This window comes from Bacillus sp. ISL-41 (genome assembly GCF_018613235.1).
Lineage (GTDB): Bacteria > Bacillota > Bacilli > Bacillales > Cytobacillaceae > Mesobacillus.
The window spans coordinates 149,742-166,540 of sequence record NZ_JAGGQP010000019.1; the positions used below are offsets into that span (position 1 = coordinate 149,742).

The window sequence follows — 16,799 nt, forward strand, 5'->3', positions numbered from 1 at the left end:
CCAATGGAAAAAACGCCTGTATTAAACGCGAAAGAGCAGCGTTCCGTGCTGTTCCGGCTTCTTGCCTATGGAAAGCCGCACTTAAAAATGATTTTTGTCGCATTCGGATTCCTTCTGCTCGCAACGGTTGGTGACGTGCTTGGTCCGATTTTGGTAAAAATCTTCATCGATGATTACTTGAGGGAAGGCTACATGCCTTTCGAGCCATTGTTGATGCTCGGTGCTGCTTATATTGGCATTCAGATTCTCAATGTGCTTGTCTCTTATTTTCAGCTTCTAAAGTTTCAGGAGATAGCGTTGAAAATCATCCAGCAAATGAGGATTGATGTATTTACTAAGGTCCAGCAGCTAGGGCTGAAATATTTCGATAAAACGCCAGCCGGCTCGCTTGTGTCAAGGGTTACCAATGATACTGAGGCGATCAAGGATATGTTCGTCAGCGTCATTGCGACTTTTATCCAAAGCGGCTTCTTGCTGTTCGGGATTTTTGTCGCGATGTTTATCCTGAATGTGAAGCTGGCATTGTTCACGATGCTGATTTTACCATTCATCGTGTTCATCATGAGCTTGTATCGTAAACTGAGCTCAAGGTTTTACCAGGACATGCGTGAACGGCTGAGCCAGCTGAATGCGAAGCTCAGTGAATCACTGCAGGGAATGTCGATTATCCAGATGTTCCGACAGGAAGAAAGGTTGAAAAGAGAATTCGGTGAGATTAATGACAAGCATTTTGACGCGGGGATGAGAAACATCAAGGCAGACGGGCTCCTGCTGCGACCGGCGGTTGACCTTGTCTATATTTTAGCGTTAATTATCGTACTCAGCTTTTTTGGAATTACTTCATTTGATAGTCCGATTGAGATAGGGGTACTGTATGCATTCATCAATTATCTGGATCGCTTTTTCGAGCCGGTGAACAATATGATGATGCGACTTTCCATGTACCAGCAGGCAATAGTCGCTGCATCACGTGTCTTCAAGCTGCTTGATGAAGATGAGCTTGCTCCGGGCCAGACTGGGACAGAAGCTGATAAAATCAATAAAGGAAAAATAGAATTCAAGGATGTCAGTTTTTCATATGATGGCAAAAGGGATGTATTGAAAAATATCAGTTTTACCGTAAATCCTGGGGAAACCCTTGCCTTTGTCGGGCATACCGGTAGCGGGAAAAGCTCAATCATCAATCTGCTGATGCGCTTTTATGAATTCGAGCGCGGAAATATTTTAATTGATGATCATTCGATTAAGAACTATCCGGTAAAAGAACTGCGTCATAAAATGGGGCTGGTGCTTCAGGATCCGTTTTTGTTCTACGGAACAATCGGGGATAATATAAGGCTGCACAACAGCGAATTGACTGAAGAAGATATAAAGAGGGCGGCTGAATTTGTCCAGGCGGATTCCTTCATTGAAAAACTGGAGGATGGATATGCCCAAAAAGTGACGGAGCGAGGTTCAACATTTTCTAGCGGACAAAGGCAATTGATCGCCTTTGCGAGAACGATTGCGGCAAATCCAAAAATCCTTGTTCTCGATGAAGCGACTGCAAATATTGATACTGAAACAGAAGAGGCCATCCAGACGGCACTCGCCAAGATGCGGAAAGGAAGGACGACGATAGCCATTGCCCACAGGCTGTCGACCATCCAGGATGCAGACCAGATCATCGTCCTCCATCATGGAGAAATAGTGGAACGAGGCACACATCAGGAACTTCTTGCCCAACAGGGGCTTTACCACAAGATGTATCTCCTGCAGAACGGTTCAGTCGAACGATTGGAAGATGTTGTTGGATAAATAATTATATTATGTAAAATGGCGATTACTAAATGGTAATCGTCATTATTTTTACATGCTATCGATTAAAATAAGAACTACCTTATGAGTTATCTGGTAATGTTACTTCGTGTTGTGTTGACTGGCAAGTTTAGAACACAACGCTCAATTTAATCATATCAGGGGAGATATGAAACTTTCCACCTTGAAAATCGTACTATTATTGATCATCCATTTAATCTAATTGAGGAAGAGGGAAAGAGATGGGATTGAAAAGTATGATAAAGAAGGAAATTAAAAAACAAGTGAAGAAGCAAATAACAAAGAAAGCTGGAAAGAATGCAGGAAAAATAATCGGAAAAGTAATGAAAAAGTTTTAGGATTGTCTGGGAAAAACATACAGTCGGGCATAAGAGACTGCGCAGAATTTTCTATAGTGGATCCAGAAGGGCGATGCATTATTTGGCGATCCACAGTGTAGCCATTTTTAAGAAATGTATTGCACGAAGGAGCATCCAATTTAATGAATAGGCCAGAACCAGCTTTAATAGACAAAAATAAAACAGCTATAACGCTTACTGCGTTTTAGCTGTTTTTTAGTGGGCTGCTATCTTTTTTATATAAACACGGTTATATTCATTTAATAGTTCATCCAGTTCCTGGCTATATGTGATAGCTATGGTAGAATTCAATCCGTTCTGTGAAGCGATTTGGATCAGCTCTTCTCGTTTCTTTTCAATGAGGGTGATCAGTTGCTCTTTAGACAATGTGAAAATCCTTTCTTGTTTTATCTCTCGGCGGTATATGAAAAAGCTTATGTAAAATCGTTATAAATATAGTAATTATTACAAGTGCTATATTAGTATATAGCATATACTGCCAAATTTCAAAAGAAACATTTGTAAAATATTTTCCTGTAAAAAATATACACCATAGTTTATTACCCAGCTTTTAAAAAGGTAAACACCTTTTCTATAGAAATTAATAAATTGTTCACAGTTAAACTATAATTGTAGTATATGGGTTTGTTAGAATGGGACTAACGAATATGGACTGGAGATGGAATAATGTCAGATATTAATATTTTCATTGCTATGGGAGCGGGGTTCCTTAGCTTTATTTCTCCATGCTGCTTGCCGCTTTATCCCGCATTTTTATCTTATATAACAGGAATGTCCGTGGGTGAATTGAAAAGCGAAAATGCGATGCTGCAAAAGCGCAGTCTGCTCCATACCTTATTTTTCCTATTGGGCTTTTCGGTGATTTTCATTGCAATTGGGTTCGGAACTTCTTTCGTAGGCCAATTTTTCATGCAGTACCAGGATCTCATCCGTCAGCTTGGGGCAATCTTTATCGTTGCCTTCGGGTTAATGGTTATCGGCTTTTTTAAGCCTGAATTTTTGATGAAAGACAGGAAAATAGAGTTCAAGAACCGTCCATCAGGTTATTTTGGATCCTCATTGATCGGTATGGCATTTGCAGCCGGCTGGACTCCATGTACTGGCCCAATCCTTGCCTCAGTCATTCTGCTTGCGAGCTCAAACCCAGGGTCAGGAATGCTATATATGATCGCTTACACACTTGGATTTGCGATTCCATTTTTCATTCTTTCTTTCTTTATCGGAAAAATGCAGTGGATCCGTAAGCATAATGTGAAAATTGTTAAAATCGGCGGCTATATCATGATATTAGTTGGAATCATGTTGTTCTTCGACTGGATGACGAAGCTGATTTCGATTCTTTCCATGTTTTTTGGTGATTTTACAGGTTTTTAAAATGTGACAATTAGATGCCTTTAAGCTTTGTAAAACTTTTCTGTAAGATTGACGAAATTCTATTAAACTGTTAAAAATATTGGATTATTCAGGTGCTTAATGGCCATAATTAAGGTTATTTCATAAGGAACTTTTTCCAGCTGAGAATTTTGTCGGTGTCTTTACATTGAAAATAATGGTTAAATATAGTTATATAGTAATTAAGGAGAAATTTAACAGATTAATATATTTGTTGTGATTGTCGGGGAGGATACAGCAATGGCCAGAATTTTGATAGTTGACGACGCAAAATTTATGAGGATCACCTTAACCAATATTCTGAAGAAAGCGAATCACGAAATAGTAGGGGAAGCTGAAAATGGACGTGAAGCAGTCATGCTGTATCGTGAGCTAATGCCCGACCTTGTGACAATGGATATTACAATGCCTGAAATGAGCGGACTGGATGCCGTAAAAGAAATCAAACGAGAATTCAAGGATGCAAAGATCATCATGTGCTCTGCCATGGGTCAGCAGAAAATGGTAGTGGATGCCATCGAGGCAGGCGCGAAGGATTTCATCGTAAAACCCTTCGATGATTCACAGGTAGTCGACTCCGTATCAAGAGTATTAAGATAAAAAACAGCCATTTAAGACTATCTTAAATGGCTTATTTTCATTATAATAATGTGGAAATCTATAATAAGGGATGAAATAAAGAATGAATTATGTTTTGGCGTCAACAGTTGGAGCAGTTGGCATGGCCATCTTTGTGACTTTCATGAGAATGAAGGCCGCCAAAAAACCAGCATCTGCCAAGAAAATTATTTTACCGCCAATCTTCATGAGCACCGGTGCGCTCATGTTCATCTTCCCAATGTTCCGGGTGGATTTTTTACAGATCATTGAGGCACTTACAGTGGGAATGTTATTTTCAATCCTTCTTATAAAGACCTCTAAATTTGAAGTAAGGGGCCGGGAAATCTTTTTAAAGAGATCTAAGGCGTTTGCCTTCATTTTGATCGGTCTATTGATCGTACGTGTAATTGCTAAGCTTGTGCTAAGCAGCTCATTCGATGTAGGAGAACTGGGCGGCATGTTCTGGATTCTCGCTTTTGGAATGATTGTTCCATGGAGAGTTGCGATGTATTTGCAGTTTAATAAGCTTCACAATGAAGTGAATAGTAATAAGAATATGAATTAATCAGAAAACCTTTGCCAATAAGCAAAGGTTTTTTGTTATTTCGCTCAGAGTTGGAAATTTTGGATATAAATGTATTTTATACAATGGTATGATTGAATTAATTGAATTATTAAAAAGTACGCAAGTGTCACGTGAAAAGATAAAAATTAGATTCCTTTTGGAGTTGTCTTGAAGGAGGAGATATGGTGTTAAAAATCCAGGCTGTTTTTATAGATCGTGATGGAACCCTTGGGGGAAGTGACAAAGTGATTTACCCGGGGGACTTTAAGTTATTCCCGGGTGTCAAGGAATCAATTAAGCTATTAAAAGACAATCACATTTTAGTTTATTCTTTTACGAACCAGCCAGGGATCGCGAATGGAGAAGCTGCTTTCGATCAATTTGAAGATGAGTTGAAATGGTTTGGATTGGATAAGGCATACATTTGTCCGCATCGCCATGATGAAGACTGCACTTGCAGAAAGCCATCTCCCGGCATGCTACAAAGGGCTGCGTTTGAAAATGACCTGGAATTAAATCGTTGTGCTGTGATAGGAGATAGATGGACAGACATGCTGGCTGCTGACGAAGCTGGCTGCATCAAGATATTGGTCAAAACAGGCAGCGGTCAGGAAGCCTATGATAAATACATAAACAAACAGTATTTTGGACGATGGGGAGAAATCCAGCCGGATTTTATTGCCAGTGATTTGAATGAAGCTATAAACTGGCTTATGGCGAAGGAAGGGGTAAAGAAGTGACGCTCATTATAGCCATCCTTTTATTTGGATTTATGATCGATTTTACAAAGGTCAGGAAGCAAAATGAGAAAATGATTGAACAGAACGACCAAATTATTTCTCTGCTTGAGGAAATGGCGAAAAGAGGAGAAGAAAGGTAAGAAGGATAAGGGATATCAGAAAAAAATGGGTATATAGCAGTCTGGATTTTGAGGAAGTGCGCAATATTCCCGAATAATTGGAGGAGCATTCATGTTAAATAAGCAGGGTTTTGATTTGTGGGCAGATGGCTATGACAAAACGGTGGAAGTAAGTGAGGAAAATGGAGTATATCCATTTGCGGGTTATCGAGCCATTTTGAATACGATTTTTAATGAAATAATGGAAAAGAAAAATGCGAGAGTCCTGGATATCGGTTTTGGTACAGGGGTTTTGACATCTAAGCTGTATGAAAATGGTCATTATATTGATGGAATTGATTTTTCAGAAAGGATGATTGCCCTGGCACAACCCAAAATGCCGAAGGCCAACCTGATCGAATGGAATATTGCCAACGGCTTGCCGGAAGAAATAAAAGGCAAACAGTATGAATACATTGTAAGCACCTACGCCTTACATCATTTAACCGACGAAGAGAAGGGTTCTTTTATTAAAAAATTAATGTTATTGCTTACTGAGGGCGGCAAAATTCTGATTGGGGACATTGCCTTTGAAACGAGGCAGCAGCTCGAAGATTGTAAAAATGACAGCAAGGAATTCTGGGATGATGATGAATTCTACTTTGTTTTTGAGGATTTCTGTTCTTTGTTGGGTGATTGCTGCAAAATGCAATTCGTGTCTATGTCTCATTGTGGGGGCGTGATGGAGATTGCGAAGAAATGATTGGGTTAGCACCGCTATGTTAAGGCAGTGCTAATTTAATTTTATTTAAATGGAGGCGGATTCTAGAGTGAAACTAAGAATAATCTCTTTTTCTTTGGCAGTCATTCTTATGGCAGCTGGATTAACAGCATTCCCAACAGCCAGCCACGCTTGCAAATGTGTAGGAGAGCCCAGCGTGGAAAAAGAATTGGAAAGTTCCAAAGCAGTGTTCAGCGGAAAGATCATAGATATTAAAAACGAAAATAATAATAGGAAAATTTTATTTGAGGTTCAAGATGCTTGGAAGGGTGTGTCACAAACAGAAATCATTTTGAAAGACGAATGGTCCAGCTGTTCTATCGATTTTTACAAGGGAGAATCTTACTTGGTGTATGCCTATGATTTCCAGGGTGAATTGACTACCAATATATGTGACCGAACAAAGGAACTAAGCAGTGCAGAGGATGATTTAGCCGCACTTGGAACCGGGGCAATGCCAACCGAAGAAGTGGATCTACAAAAACAATTGCATAGTCCCGTTGTCCGCTACATCTATATCTGGCTTCCGTTGGTTGGCTTTTTAATAGTGTCTGCAATAATTTTTAGAAAGCGGTCTGGAAATTGATAGGATGACGGACAGAAATTGCGGAATTGAAAGAAAAAATGGCCGTCATGGAGGTGATGATGGACAGTAATTGCTGAATCGAAAGGAAAAGTGTCCGTCATGGAGGTGATGATGGACAGTAATTGTTGAATCGAAAGAAAAAGTGTCCGTCATTGACGTGATGACGGACAGAAAATGCTGGATTGAAAGAAAAAAAGTTGTCCGTCATATTAGATTTTAAAAAAGGTAATATATAAAAAATTGTTCAGAAGCGGTTCTTTTAGAAACGTTTTTTATTTTTGGGAAAAAGAAGGACATTCCTTCACTCTGTCGAATTCTGTTCAACTAGTAATTTTTTACTTACCGGGGCAATATGGGGTACATAGAGGATTTTCGGAATGATTATGGTAACAGCATTTGATCTTGGCGGGGTTGAAGTGTCCGTATCATTGAGACAAAAAGGCTTTAGGAAATCTAGATTGGCAAAAGAATTAGATGCATTTTTAAATATGAGGAGGACGAACAATGGATGCGACGTTTTACATGGAAAAGGCTGTTTTTAATTATCGGGTAGCAGCGATTATGATCGTGGACAACCACGTGCTGATCCATAGGCAGGCAAAAGACGAGCACTGGGCATTGCCAGGAGGAAGGGTCGAGCTCCAGGAGGATTCACAGACAAGTGTGGTGAGAGAAGTAAAAGAGGAGTTAGGGATAGATGTAAAGGTGGAAAGGCTTCTTTGGTTCACAGAGAACTTCTTTGACTATAACAATAAAAATTATCATGAAATCGGGCTGTATTATGAAGTTTCTCCTTTGAATGGCAGCTTCAACTTCCATAAGGAAGAGTTCTTTGGAGAAGAGGGCGAGCGGTTGGTCTATCAGTGGGTGCCAATCAGCAGACTTGAAGAATTTAAACTATACCCAGAGTTCATCAGAACATCTATGTGTAAATTGCCTGAGGCTCCGCAGCATCTGATTGTTCATAAGTATAGTATTTGAGGACAGAGAAATGTCATTTGAAGCATGTTTTAGAATGCATTCTCTAATGTCAGACTTCAATAGGCCATGGTATATAGCTGGCGGGTGGGCAGTAGATCTTTATCTTGGCTATGTTTCCAGAGAACATGGAGATATCGAGATACTGGTATATAGAGAAGACCAAACCTTTTTAAAAGAGTATTTTAAAAAATGGCATATGGATAAAGTCGTTGACCGTGAACTAAAACCCTGGGGAGGGGAATTCTTAGATTTGCCAGTACATGAGTTACATGCCAGCAATAAACAATCCGGTGACAAGTTTGAAATTCTTTTAAATGAAACGGAAGGATTAGATTGGGTGTATCGAAGGGATTTGAGAGTGAAGATGCCGCTTATGGAGGCAGGGAGTTTAACGGCAAGAGGCCTTCCTTATTTAAATCCATTAATAGTCCTTCTGTATAAATCAAAGTACATACGTCCAAAAGATCAGCAGGACTTCTTAATTATTTACAACAAGCTTTCCAGAAAACAGAAGGATTGGTTATCTAATGCCTTGGTTTTACAAGACCCAGAACACATGTGGCTGGAAAAATTGAAGAAATAATAGGGGGTTGAAAAGTGGAATTTTACAGCTTTAATAAAGACGATGGAATGAAAATAACAAAATTTGATTCAGACTTTGTGATGTCCCGGATTGTCAGAACGACTAATGCTGCTCATATTGGTGTAATATACCTTGGAGAAAACGGAATTATCGGGTACCACCAGGCGACAATGCCTCAGCTTCTATTGGTGATCAGCGGCGAAGGACTTGTAAGAGGAGAATCCGAAGAATACTGTAAAATTGAGCCTGGTACTGCGGTATTTTGGAAAAAAGGTGAATGGCATGAAACGAAGACGGAAGGTGGATTAAATGCAATCGTCATTGAAAGTGAAGAGTTAAATCCATCAGCTTATATGCCTTTCACCCATCGTGCTGTTGAATAATCCTGAGGAGTTGATTCGATGAAATTAGGTTTGAAAAGGGACGAAGTTAAGCTGGATACATATACGCCAGAGTGGAGCAACGAATTTGACAGGGTGAAAAATGCAATCATCAAAAATACTAAAATAGCAGAACAACAAATTGAGCACATAGGGAGCACCTCGATCATAGGGATGGATGCTAAACCGATTATTGATATCCTGGTCGGTGTTGATGATATATCAAATTTAGATGAGGGAATAATTAATGGTTTCAAAAACATCGGATTTTTAAGGCTAAAGGTCCAACGTCCAAGTGAAATTGTTTTTGCCAGGTTTACAGATGAAACATATATGGTGAAAACACATTTCATCCATTTAGTAGAGTATCGAAAGGAATTGTGGAAAAACCTTATATTTTTTAGAGATTATTTGAATTTAAATGAGAATGCCAAGTTGGAATATTTACAGGTCAAGAAAGCTTACCTCGAAAAGTCGTCTACTGGTATTAATGAATACACCGACCATAAAGAAGATTTTGTTAAAAAGATCTTCAGCTTAAGGCTAAAGGAGTTTAGCTGCTAATGCTTACATATAGATCCAATACATTTATTCCAGAGCTGGTCTCAACCATGAAAAAATTAGCGGAGAACCAATCGTTCGATGGTTCATGTACGGATGCAGCTGGAAGATTGCTGGTGGTACTTTCCGGACAAGTAAAACAGGGGAAGATTCTCGAAATTGGAACAGGATTTGGCGTGGGAAGTGCGTGGATTCTGTCCGCTATTCAACCTGATGTACAATTTGTTTCAGTAGATTTAGAGGAACATAAGGTTAAGTTAGTTCGAAATAATCTTAAGCACCCGCAAGCAACGTTCATATGTGGAGACTGGAAAGAACTCATTAAGTCCGGACCTTTCCAGTTCGTTTTTGCAGATGCTGCTGCCGCTAAAAGCATTGAAGGAGAACTTTTAATTGATATTTTGGAGGTGGGCGGATTGTTATTTATGGACGATTTCACTCCAGAAGAACATTGGCCTGAACAGTGGCGCGGCAAGAGAGACCCGGTCAGGGAGTTCTGGTTGAATCATGAAAACCTATCAGCAACCGAAATTTATCTATCGCCCACATCCTCTGCTATTTTAGCTGTAAAAAATAACATGAATAGGTGATTGATCGTGAAAAAAGGAGTCATCAGGCCACTGGCTATTTGTTTATTTAAAAAAGGCGAGTCGATTCTGGCAGCAGAAGGTTATGATTCAGTGAATAAGGATTACTACTACCGGCCGATTGGCGGTGGAATTGAATACGGTGAAAAAAGCGTGGACGCACTTGAAAGAGAAGTGCAAGAAGAAATTTCTGCTGAGATTAAGAATATAAACTACCTCGGAACAATTGAAAATATTTTTACCTTTAACGGTGAATTAGGCCATGAGGTTGTAATCGTTTATGAGGCGGAGTTTAAGGATGAAGCCTTCTATAATTTGGATACTTTTACAGGGAAGGAAGATGACGGAACTATTTTTTCGTTAAAGTGGATTCCAATAAGTGAGTTTGGAACTGGCAAGTTGAGATTGGTTCCTGATGGATTGCTTGGTTTAATTCTCTAAGGAGTGGAAAGGGTGGTAAAAGTGGATTTGAAAGACTGGTTTTACGCCCATTTAAGCGAAATGATTATCATATTTGGTATAAGCAGTTTGATAATCGGTCGCCATCTCAATACAAGTATGACGATGGACGTCCATCGAATCTAGATGCTTACACGGAAGAGTGGTTCACCCAATGGGTAAGCAATTTTGACCAGTCAGCGAAGGAAGATAAAATGTATAATCTTGGAGTTTTTAGAAAAGAAGATGGTGTGAATGTTGGAAAAATAGAACTGTTGACCATTATGAGAATGGATTATCAATGGGCAATGATGGGTTACTCGATCCATAATCAATTCTGGAAAAAAGGTTATGGGATCGAAAGTGTCCTTGCTGCGACGGAATTATTTTTCAATAGAATGGACTTTCATAGAATTGAACTGCATATTCACGAAGACAACCTTCCATCGATTAAATTGGCCGAAAAAGCAGGTTACATCTTTGAATGCATTAGGAAGGATTTTTCTCTTGAAGATGACCGCTGGACTGATTTTTGTATTTATTATCAAAACCGAAGCTAGGAAGGTGAAACGATTGAACAAGGTGAGTCAGCTGAGCCCGATGGACCTTTACCAGCATAGAGATGAATTAGATTCTTTTCTCTTTAAAAATCTAAGTCCATTAGTAAATGAAAAAACGCGGATGAAAGAGTGGAAACAGATTGCCGAACGGTTTCAGTTGTTTAAATTTCAACAGCTTTCCGAAGAGGAAGCTAGGGCTTATTCCTGGGATACCAAAAGGGTACATGAAATCATTAATGAAACAATAAACAACGCTCGTAATCATCTTTCTTTTGATGAGGTAACAGTGACTGTTTTTCCAGCGTTACCATTCCCATGGCACAAGAACCTTCCTCAATCAATGTGGACAAATGGATTTACCAACGGTCCAAACAACATCCAGATTGCGATCCCTCCTGAACCAGACGAAGACTTTCTTAGCTATATGATTGCCCACGAACTCCATCATGCCACACCATGTAATCCTATCTATGACCTTACTCTCGATTCTTTTTCCCTGGCCGAATGGTTTAAGATGGAAGGGGGCGCGGAATTTTTCAGCTTAAGCCTTTACCCCGATAAGCGGTGGTGGAAGGATGAGTTTACCTCAGAAGTGGAGTTGAACTATTGGAGGAAAGCGAATAGCGTATATGATTCTACCGATGGTAAGACCAAAAACCTTTTTGCTTTTGGCAATCCGAAGCAGGGAATTCCATATATGGCTGGCTATGCATTCGCATATCATCTTTTCCTGGCTTTTGCGGAGGTTTATCCTGATAAAACGTTTGAAGATTTACTACTCTTAAAACCTGAATCGTTCCTTGAAAACTATCAGAAAATTGGATGGGGGAAAATGTAGTTAATGAGAGGGCAGCCAGACTTTGTCGGTAGCTGCCCTCATTATTCTCAAGTTCGAAGGAGTTCTTCCTTCCAAAGCCGTTCACAAGCGACTAATTTAAAGTCGTCATTAATTAAGAGCTTATAAATATCTGGTTTGGTGGTTTGTTTCCAGAACTCGAAGTCATATTTTTTGTGAAAATAGTTCATGGTGCAGACCATAATATTACCGTGAATTCCTATAGCTATTTTCTGGCCTTTATACTTCTTCACTAATTCTCTTAACCCATCAATTCCTCGTTGCTGCACTTCAAGATTGGTTTCTCCTCCAGGAAATTTGTATGCAGGGTTTGAGAAGACTTTTTGCATGGCTTCCTCTGGATTTTCAAAATGATGATTTCTGGCAGCTAAATCCCGTTCTCTAAATCGGGAATCTAATTCAATTTCCAGATTCAGCAGATTTGCCAGTCCTTCGACCGTTTGTCTTGCTCTGACATATGAACTTGAAATGATTTGATTGATATTTTCCTGGAAAAGAATTTGAGTGATTTTCTCTGCATCTCTCCACCCTTTTTCGGAAAGCTCCCGTGTCTCCTCATTCTCCAGGGAGAAGACCGAATGAGCGTGTCTAACGAAATATACTTCTGTAATCATCTTTTAAACCTCTAACACTTTCGAATTCATAGCTTCTAATACTTTAGCAACGTGAAGATCATCCTTCACCGATTCAAGTGAATGCCATTTCACTTCTTTTAATGTTTGTTTGTCGCCAAGTTCAGGGTCGTGGCCCAGTGAGGCTTCTTTGTCGTTTAATGGGCGAACTAAAAAACACCTTTCCTCCCCACCGCTGGATCGACCAGTAAAAAGATAGTCAACAACTTCCGCATCCAAATTCACTTCTTCTTTCACTTCCCGAATGACTGCTTCTTCGTATGTTTCGCCTGCTTCAAGTCCTCCGCCAGGTAGTGTCCAGAAAGAACCGTCCGGATAGACATGTTTTGTCATAAGTATATAATTGTTTTTAATGAGGGCAGCAAATGCTCTCGGTCTAGTCAATAAATTATACACCTCACTAGTAATAATATAGGAATTTTACTATATTTTAACATATCGAAAGGATCTATTGGACAATTAGGATGTGGAGCTCGTTTAAAATGTCCGATAGAAGGGCTCTATCGGCCAAACGGAAGGGAGAAACCGAGAAAAGTGTCCGATAGAAGGGCTCTAGCGGCAAAATAGATGGTATAAACCTCAAAAAAATCCCACAGAAGGAGGCAGGGCAATGGTCAATTCAATTAACCATCCAGATACAGCGATTATCGGTGCTGGTATCGGGGGACTATCCGCGGCTATAGCCTTGCAGCAGTTTGGCCTAAAGGTGAAGGTTCTTGAGAGAACTTCGGTACTAAAGGAGATGGGTGCAGGTATTGTATTGTCTGCCAACGCAATAAAGGTATTGGAAAAACTCGGGATAGCGGATCAGGTGCGCCAGGCTGGCTCGCCAGTGAAAAAGGCGGAAATTAGGACTCCTGATGGACAACTTATTTTAGAAATGCCGGTTCACATGCAGGCAGAACAATATGGAACGTACAGCTATTTACTATACCGACCTGAATTACAAAGAATTTTATATGAAAAGTTAGATCCTGATACAGTAGTGCTTGGAAAAAAGTTTTTACAACTGGAACAGGACCCTGAAAAAGTCACAAGCTTTTTTGAGGATGGCGAAACACTAAATTCAAGCCTTCTCATTGGAGCGGATGGGGTACATTCTCGAGTAAGGCACTATATTATGGAAGAATCCAAACTGCGATATTCAGGCTTCACTGCAGTCAGAGGAATTTCCAGCTATGAAGATGCCCGTTTTCCAGTCGAATTGGGTGGAGGATTCGAAGCGTGGGGCAACGGAAAGAGATTTGGTTTTTCTCATTTAGGAAAGGGTCGTGTGTTTTGGTTTGCTGCGATCAACACGCCTCAAGGGACACTCGTTAAGGGGGAAAATAAAAGATCTCTCGCTTTACAGCAATTCAAAGGTTGGTGGGGACCAATTAAAGATGTCATTGATTCTACAAAAGAGGAGAACATCATTGTTCATGAAATTTGTGATCGCAAGCCGCTAAAAAAATGGCATAAAGGAAGAGTGACTCTGTTGGGAGATGCAGCTCATCCCATGCTGCCGAACCTGGGGCAAGGTGGAGCCCAGGCGATGGAGGATGCGTTAATTCTCGCACGCTATCTCAAGCAATATCCTAATGAAGTAGAGAAAGCATTAAGTCTATATGAGCAGGCGAGAATACCGCGCGTCACAAAAATTATTAAGGGTTCAAGAACGATGGCAAGAATGATGCAACTCGAAAACCCGGCGGCGATGATGGTCAGAAATCAATTTTTAAGGCATGTGCCAGCTGAACTTAAAATTAACAGACTGGATTGGATACTTGGATACAAAGCTTAAAATAGCTGCTTTCGAGCAGTTTTTTTATGCATATTAATAATAATTATTAATAATAGTCACGTTAATAAGTCTATTTTTCGTATAAATAAGTATTTGGTGATGGATTTTATTCTCAATTAAAATTTATTTTCTCAATTATACTTGATTTCCAAGTCTTGATTAGTGTATTATTAGATTATAATAATTCTAATCTAGAGGATGATGTTTATGGGCGCTTCTAAGGAGCAGTATGTAAATCATAATAAAAACAAAAAGTTATTCATTTGGGCAGCGGGACTAACGGTTTCCTTTGCTTTAATTGAAATTGTTTATGGATTCATATCAGGGTCGCTTATGATCATCGGAGACGGCGTCCATATGAGCTCTGATGCAATATCGCTGATTCTCTCCCTTGTTGCCGCAATTATGGCCACTAAGGCTGCTACAAAAAAGAGGACCTTTGGCTACAAGCGTTTTGAACCGATTGCTGCTTTTATCAACGGGCTTACGCTAATCCTGATTCCGCTTTACATCATGTATGAGGCCGTCAATCGAATGATCAGGCCTGTGGAAATCATTCCGGAACAAATGATTACGGTTGGAATCATTGGACTATTGATTAATGCCCTTGTTGGCTATATATTGTCAAAGGGCGATGCGAACCTGAATATGAGAAGCGCGATTTTACATGTATTTGCTGACATGATCACCAGTCTCAGTGCGGTAATTGTTGCTCTCGCGATTATGTTCTTTGACCTGGTCTGGCTGGACCCGGTTGGCAGTATCGTTACTTCGTTCATTATTATTCGTGGAGGAATCTCGATTACGAAAGAATCCTTTAACATCTTGATGGAAGGAACGCCTGAGGGCTATTCAGTCGATGAGATTAAGAAGTCCATCCAAAGGATGAACGGGGAGCTTAAAGTTCAGGACGTTAAAGTATGGTGTGTAAATGAAGCGGAAGTTTATACAATGATTCGCGTAAATACTACTGGCGGCATGGTTAAGAACATGCAGAAAATGATTAAAGATCTGGTATCTGGATCGACGAAAATACCAGCTGAAAATATATTTGTCGATGTAAATTGAATCGTGCATTTAGCGCGGTTCTTTTTTATTTCGCGCATATGGTAAAAATCAAACCCTCGTCGTAACCAGTTGAAAAAGTACGCCTATTTCTAAAAGAAGGAAAATACTGTGTTAATGTAGAAAACTTTTATGAAAAGTGGGGGATATCCAATGGAAACGAAACATGTCCGCACATCAGGTGCTTATATCATGTATAAAGGGTTATTTCCTTTTCAGGTGGGACCAACACGAAAAGGAGACAAGCTTGGCGTGGTCAGGCTTGGCGGTCATCGGGAAAAAGGAGAAAGTGCCCAGGAGACAGCAATACGCGAAGTTTTCGAAGAATCTACCATGAAAATCAAGCTTGTAACCTCTCCAATCACTTTTTTCAAGAAAGAATGGAATGACACAGCTATTAAAATACAATCATCAGAGAATGTTGCTCCAATCCTGATAAAAGGCTCAGATTTACCTGCTTCAACAGCAATGTATCTGGCCTATTCTAACACGCCTCCAGTACCGTCTTCCGAAACTACTGGTCTTCTGCTGTTATCACGAGAGGACATCTCACTTATATGTAAGCAGAAAATCACGCTGGAAAAGTTTATCGAACAGGGAGGCAAGGCTATGTTTAGTCAGAAGATAAATTTGGGTCTGCCCCTCGAACCTTTTCCCCAGCTGCTCTTTTTAGCTGAATTATTTGAGAAAGAAGCTAGCATAATGGACCAGGTTATTTCAGTACTTGAAACTGGCATGGAAAGGTGAGATTGCACGGTGAAAGTTAAAGCAGGAGGATGTTTGAATGATTTTTGAAATGACATACCAGGTCCGGGTTTCTGATTTCAATGAAGGGTTAAAGTGGTATAAATCTCTATTGAAAAAAGAACCTGATTTTACACCGCATGATGGCTTTGCCGAGTGGGAATTGATACCGGGTTGCTGGCTGCAGGTAGCAGAGGGAACGCCAGCAGTTGGCAGCGGCCCGCTGCGTTTAGGTGTTAAGTCGATTGAAGACGAAAGATCCAGGTTGATCAATGAAATAAAAATCGAATCATTTGAAATTTTTTCGAGAGAAGAAGTCCCAGTAAAATGGGCAACATTTTCCGACCCGTGGGGAAATCGCATCGGATTTTTTGAGTACATAGAAGAAAAAGAAATGAATGAGAGAAAAAATGTCATCATAGGAAAAAATGGTTGAAATGCTCCCAACAAAATATATTGAAATTGGCATCGGAAATACCTGGCTTGTCAGAACGGAAGTAGAAATGGAGAACGGGGATGAATATGAAGAAAAAGGAATTAAGGGCCCTGTGTATTTTCATTCAGCTTATATAAGAATCTGGTTCTGGAAGTCAGTGATCATTATCGATTCCAAGGAAGGCAAAAAAACAATGACGAAGAACGATAAGAAATTCAAATTTATTTTCGGAATCGTGAGCAAGCAGTAAGGGT

The 16,799-nt window shown here is 39.9% G+C and carries 24 protein-coding genes; 21 read left to right on the forward strand and 3 right to left on the reverse strand.

Annotation, left to right across the window (positions count from 1 at the left end; all coding sequences use genetic code 11):
- Positions 1 to 3 precede the first annotated feature (3 nt).
- Entirely contained in the window at positions 4 to 1,797 is a 1,794-nt protein-coding gene (locus tag J7I80_RS09445; protein ID WP_214737852.1) for an ABC transporter ATP-binding protein, read from the forward strand.
- Positions 1,798 to 2,372: 575 nt separating this feature from the next.
- On the opposite strand, the gene J7I80_RS09450 is transcribed toward J7I80_RS09445, so the two are convergent.
- Positions 2,373 to 2,543: an aspartyl-phosphate phosphatase Spo0E family protein gene (locus tag J7I80_RS09450; protein WP_192471306.1), complete on the reverse strand. Its 171-nt coding sequence runs from the start codon at positions 2,541 to 2,543 to the stop codon at positions 2,373 to 2,375.
- A 300-nt stretch (positions 2,544 to 2,843) separates the two neighbouring features.
- On the opposite strand from J7I80_RS09450, the gene J7I80_RS09455 reads away from it, so the two are divergent.
- The 15 genes from J7I80_RS09455 (at position 2,844) to J7I80_RS09525 (ending at position 11,867) form a co-directional block, all read left to right on the forward strand.
- A complete protein-coding gene (locus tag J7I80_RS09455; protein WP_214737854.1) occupies positions 2,844 to 3,551 on the forward strand; it encodes a cytochrome c biogenesis CcdA family protein in 708 nt (235 codons plus the stop codon).
- 258 nt (positions 3,552 to 3,809) lie between these two features.
- Complete coding sequence (locus J7I80_RS09460; protein WP_214737857.1) at positions 3,810 to 4,169, forward strand: response regulator; 360 nt, start codon at positions 3,810 to 3,812, stop codon at positions 4,167 to 4,169.
- Positions 4,170 to 4,251: 82 nt separating this feature from the next.
- Positions 4,252 to 4,734 (forward strand): CcdC family protein, encoded by a 483-nt coding sequence (locus tag J7I80_RS09465; RefSeq protein WP_214737859.1) that lies wholly within the window; start codon positions 4,252 to 4,254, stop codon positions 4,732 to 4,734.
- Positions 4,735 to 4,916: 182 nt separating this feature from the next.
- A complete protein-coding gene (locus tag J7I80_RS09470) occupies positions 4,917 to 5,474 on the forward strand; it encodes an HAD-IIIA family hydrolase (protein ID WP_251027679.1) in 558 nt (185 codons plus the stop codon).
- Positions 5,471 to 5,614, forward strand: a complete 144-nt coding sequence (locus J7I80_RS09475) for a hypothetical protein (protein ID WP_214737863.1) — start codon at positions 5,471 to 5,473, stop codon at positions 5,612 to 5,614. Before J7I80_RS09470 ends, J7I80_RS09475 begins: the two co-directional genes overlap by 4 nt.
- 91 nt (positions 5,615 to 5,705) lie before the next feature.
- Complete coding sequence (locus tag J7I80_RS09480) at positions 5,706 to 6,335, forward strand: class I SAM-dependent methyltransferase (RefSeq protein ID WP_214737865.1); 630 nt, start codon at positions 5,706 to 5,708, stop codon at positions 6,333 to 6,335.
- Positions 6,336 to 6,402: 67 nt separating this feature from the next.
- On the forward strand, positions 6,403 to 6,939 hold the full coding sequence (locus J7I80_RS09485) for a hypothetical protein (RefSeq protein ID WP_214737868.1): 537 nt from the start codon (positions 6,403 to 6,405) through the stop codon (positions 6,937 to 6,939).
- 504 nt (positions 6,940 to 7,443) lie between these two features.
- Entirely contained in the window at positions 7,444 to 7,920 is a 477-nt protein-coding gene (locus tag J7I80_RS09490) for an NUDIX hydrolase (protein WP_214737870.1), read from the forward strand.
- Positions 7,921 to 7,930: 10 nt separating this feature from the next.
- Positions 7,931 to 8,503, forward strand: a complete 573-nt coding sequence (locus J7I80_RS09495; RefSeq protein WP_214737872.1) for a nucleotidyltransferase domain-containing protein — start codon at positions 7,931 to 7,933, stop codon at positions 8,501 to 8,503.
- Positions 8,504 to 8,517: 14 nt separating this feature from the next.
- Positions 8,518 to 8,886 carry a cupin domain-containing protein gene (locus tag J7I80_RS09500; RefSeq protein ID WP_214737874.1) on the forward strand — a complete coding sequence of 123 codons (369 nt, stop codon included), beginning with the start codon at positions 8,518 to 8,520 and terminating at the stop codon, positions 8,884 to 8,886.
- A gap of 18 nt (positions 8,887 to 8,904) precedes the next feature.
- Positions 8,905 to 9,447 carry a GrpB family protein gene (locus J7I80_RS09505; RefSeq protein ID WP_214737876.1) on the forward strand — a complete coding sequence of 181 codons (543 nt, stop codon included), beginning with the start codon at positions 8,905 to 8,907 and terminating at the stop codon, positions 9,445 to 9,447.
- Positions 9,447 to 10,034 carry an O-methyltransferase gene (locus tag J7I80_RS09510; protein WP_214737878.1) on the forward strand — a complete coding sequence of 196 codons (588 nt, stop codon included), beginning with the start codon at positions 9,447 to 9,449 and terminating at the stop codon, positions 10,032 to 10,034. Before J7I80_RS09505 ends, J7I80_RS09510 begins: the two co-directional genes overlap by 1 nt.
- A 6-nt stretch (positions 10,035 to 10,040) precedes the next feature.
- Positions 10,041 to 10,472, forward strand: a complete 432-nt coding sequence (locus J7I80_RS09515; RefSeq protein WP_214737880.1) for an NUDIX hydrolase — start codon at positions 10,041 to 10,043, stop codon at positions 10,470 to 10,472.
- Entirely contained in the window at positions 10,451 to 11,029 is a 579-nt protein-coding gene (locus J7I80_RS09520; RefSeq protein WP_214737988.1) for a GNAT family N-acetyltransferase, read from the forward strand. Before J7I80_RS09515 ends, J7I80_RS09520 begins: the two co-directional genes overlap by 22 nt.
- A gap of 22 nt (positions 11,030 to 11,051) precedes the next feature.
- The gene (locus tag J7I80_RS09525; protein ID WP_353050097.1) at positions 11,052 to 11,867 is read left to right on the forward strand and encodes a DUF2268 domain-containing putative Zn-dependent protease; all 816 of its coding nucleotides are present in this window, start codon (positions 11,052 to 11,054) and stop codon (positions 11,865 to 11,867) included.
- 47 nt (positions 11,868 to 11,914) lie between these two features.
- Here the strand turns inward: J7I80_RS09525 and J7I80_RS09530 are convergent, their stop codons facing one another.
- Positions 11,915 to 12,499 carry a histidine phosphatase family protein gene (locus J7I80_RS09530; RefSeq protein ID WP_251027680.1) on the reverse strand — a complete coding sequence of 195 codons (585 nt, stop codon included), beginning with the start codon at positions 12,497 to 12,499 and terminating at the stop codon, positions 11,915 to 11,917.
- Between the two features lie 3 nt (positions 12,500 to 12,502).
- The gene (locus J7I80_RS09535) at positions 12,503 to 12,901 is read right to left on the reverse strand and encodes an NUDIX domain-containing protein (protein WP_214737884.1); all 399 of its coding nucleotides are present in this window, start codon (positions 12,899 to 12,901) and stop codon (positions 12,503 to 12,505) included.
- Positions 12,902 to 13,127: 226 nt separating this feature from the next.
- Between J7I80_RS09535 and J7I80_RS09540 the strand changes: the two genes are divergently transcribed.
- The 5 genes from J7I80_RS09540 (at position 13,128) to J7I80_RS09560 (ending at position 16,795) form a co-directional block, all read left to right on the forward strand.
- Positions 13,128 to 14,300, forward strand: coding sequence for an FAD-dependent monooxygenase (locus J7I80_RS09540; protein ID WP_214737886.1), 1,173 nt, complete (start codon positions 13,128 to 13,130; stop codon positions 14,298 to 14,300).
- Between the two features lie 207 nt (positions 14,301 to 14,507).
- Positions 14,508 to 15,368, forward strand: a complete 861-nt coding sequence (locus tag J7I80_RS09545; RefSeq protein WP_214737888.1) for a cation diffusion facilitator family transporter — start codon at positions 14,508 to 14,510, stop codon at positions 15,366 to 15,368.
- A gap of 150 nt (positions 15,369 to 15,518) precedes the next feature.
- Positions 15,519 to 16,112, forward strand: coding sequence for an NUDIX hydrolase (locus J7I80_RS09550; protein ID WP_214737891.1), 594 nt, complete (start codon positions 15,519 to 15,521; stop codon positions 16,110 to 16,112).
- Positions 16,113 to 16,149: 37 nt separating this feature from the next.
- On the forward strand, positions 16,150 to 16,545 hold the full coding sequence (locus J7I80_RS09555) for a VOC family protein (protein WP_214737893.1): 396 nt from the start codon (positions 16,150 to 16,152) through the stop codon (positions 16,543 to 16,545).
- 1 nt (position 16,546) lies between these two features.
- Positions 16,547 to 16,795 carry a DUF3977 family protein gene (locus tag J7I80_RS09560; protein ID WP_214737895.1) on the forward strand — a complete coding sequence of 83 codons (249 nt, stop codon included), beginning with the start codon at positions 16,547 to 16,549 and terminating at the stop codon, positions 16,793 to 16,795.
- Positions 16,796 to 16,799: the final 4 nt, after the last annotated feature.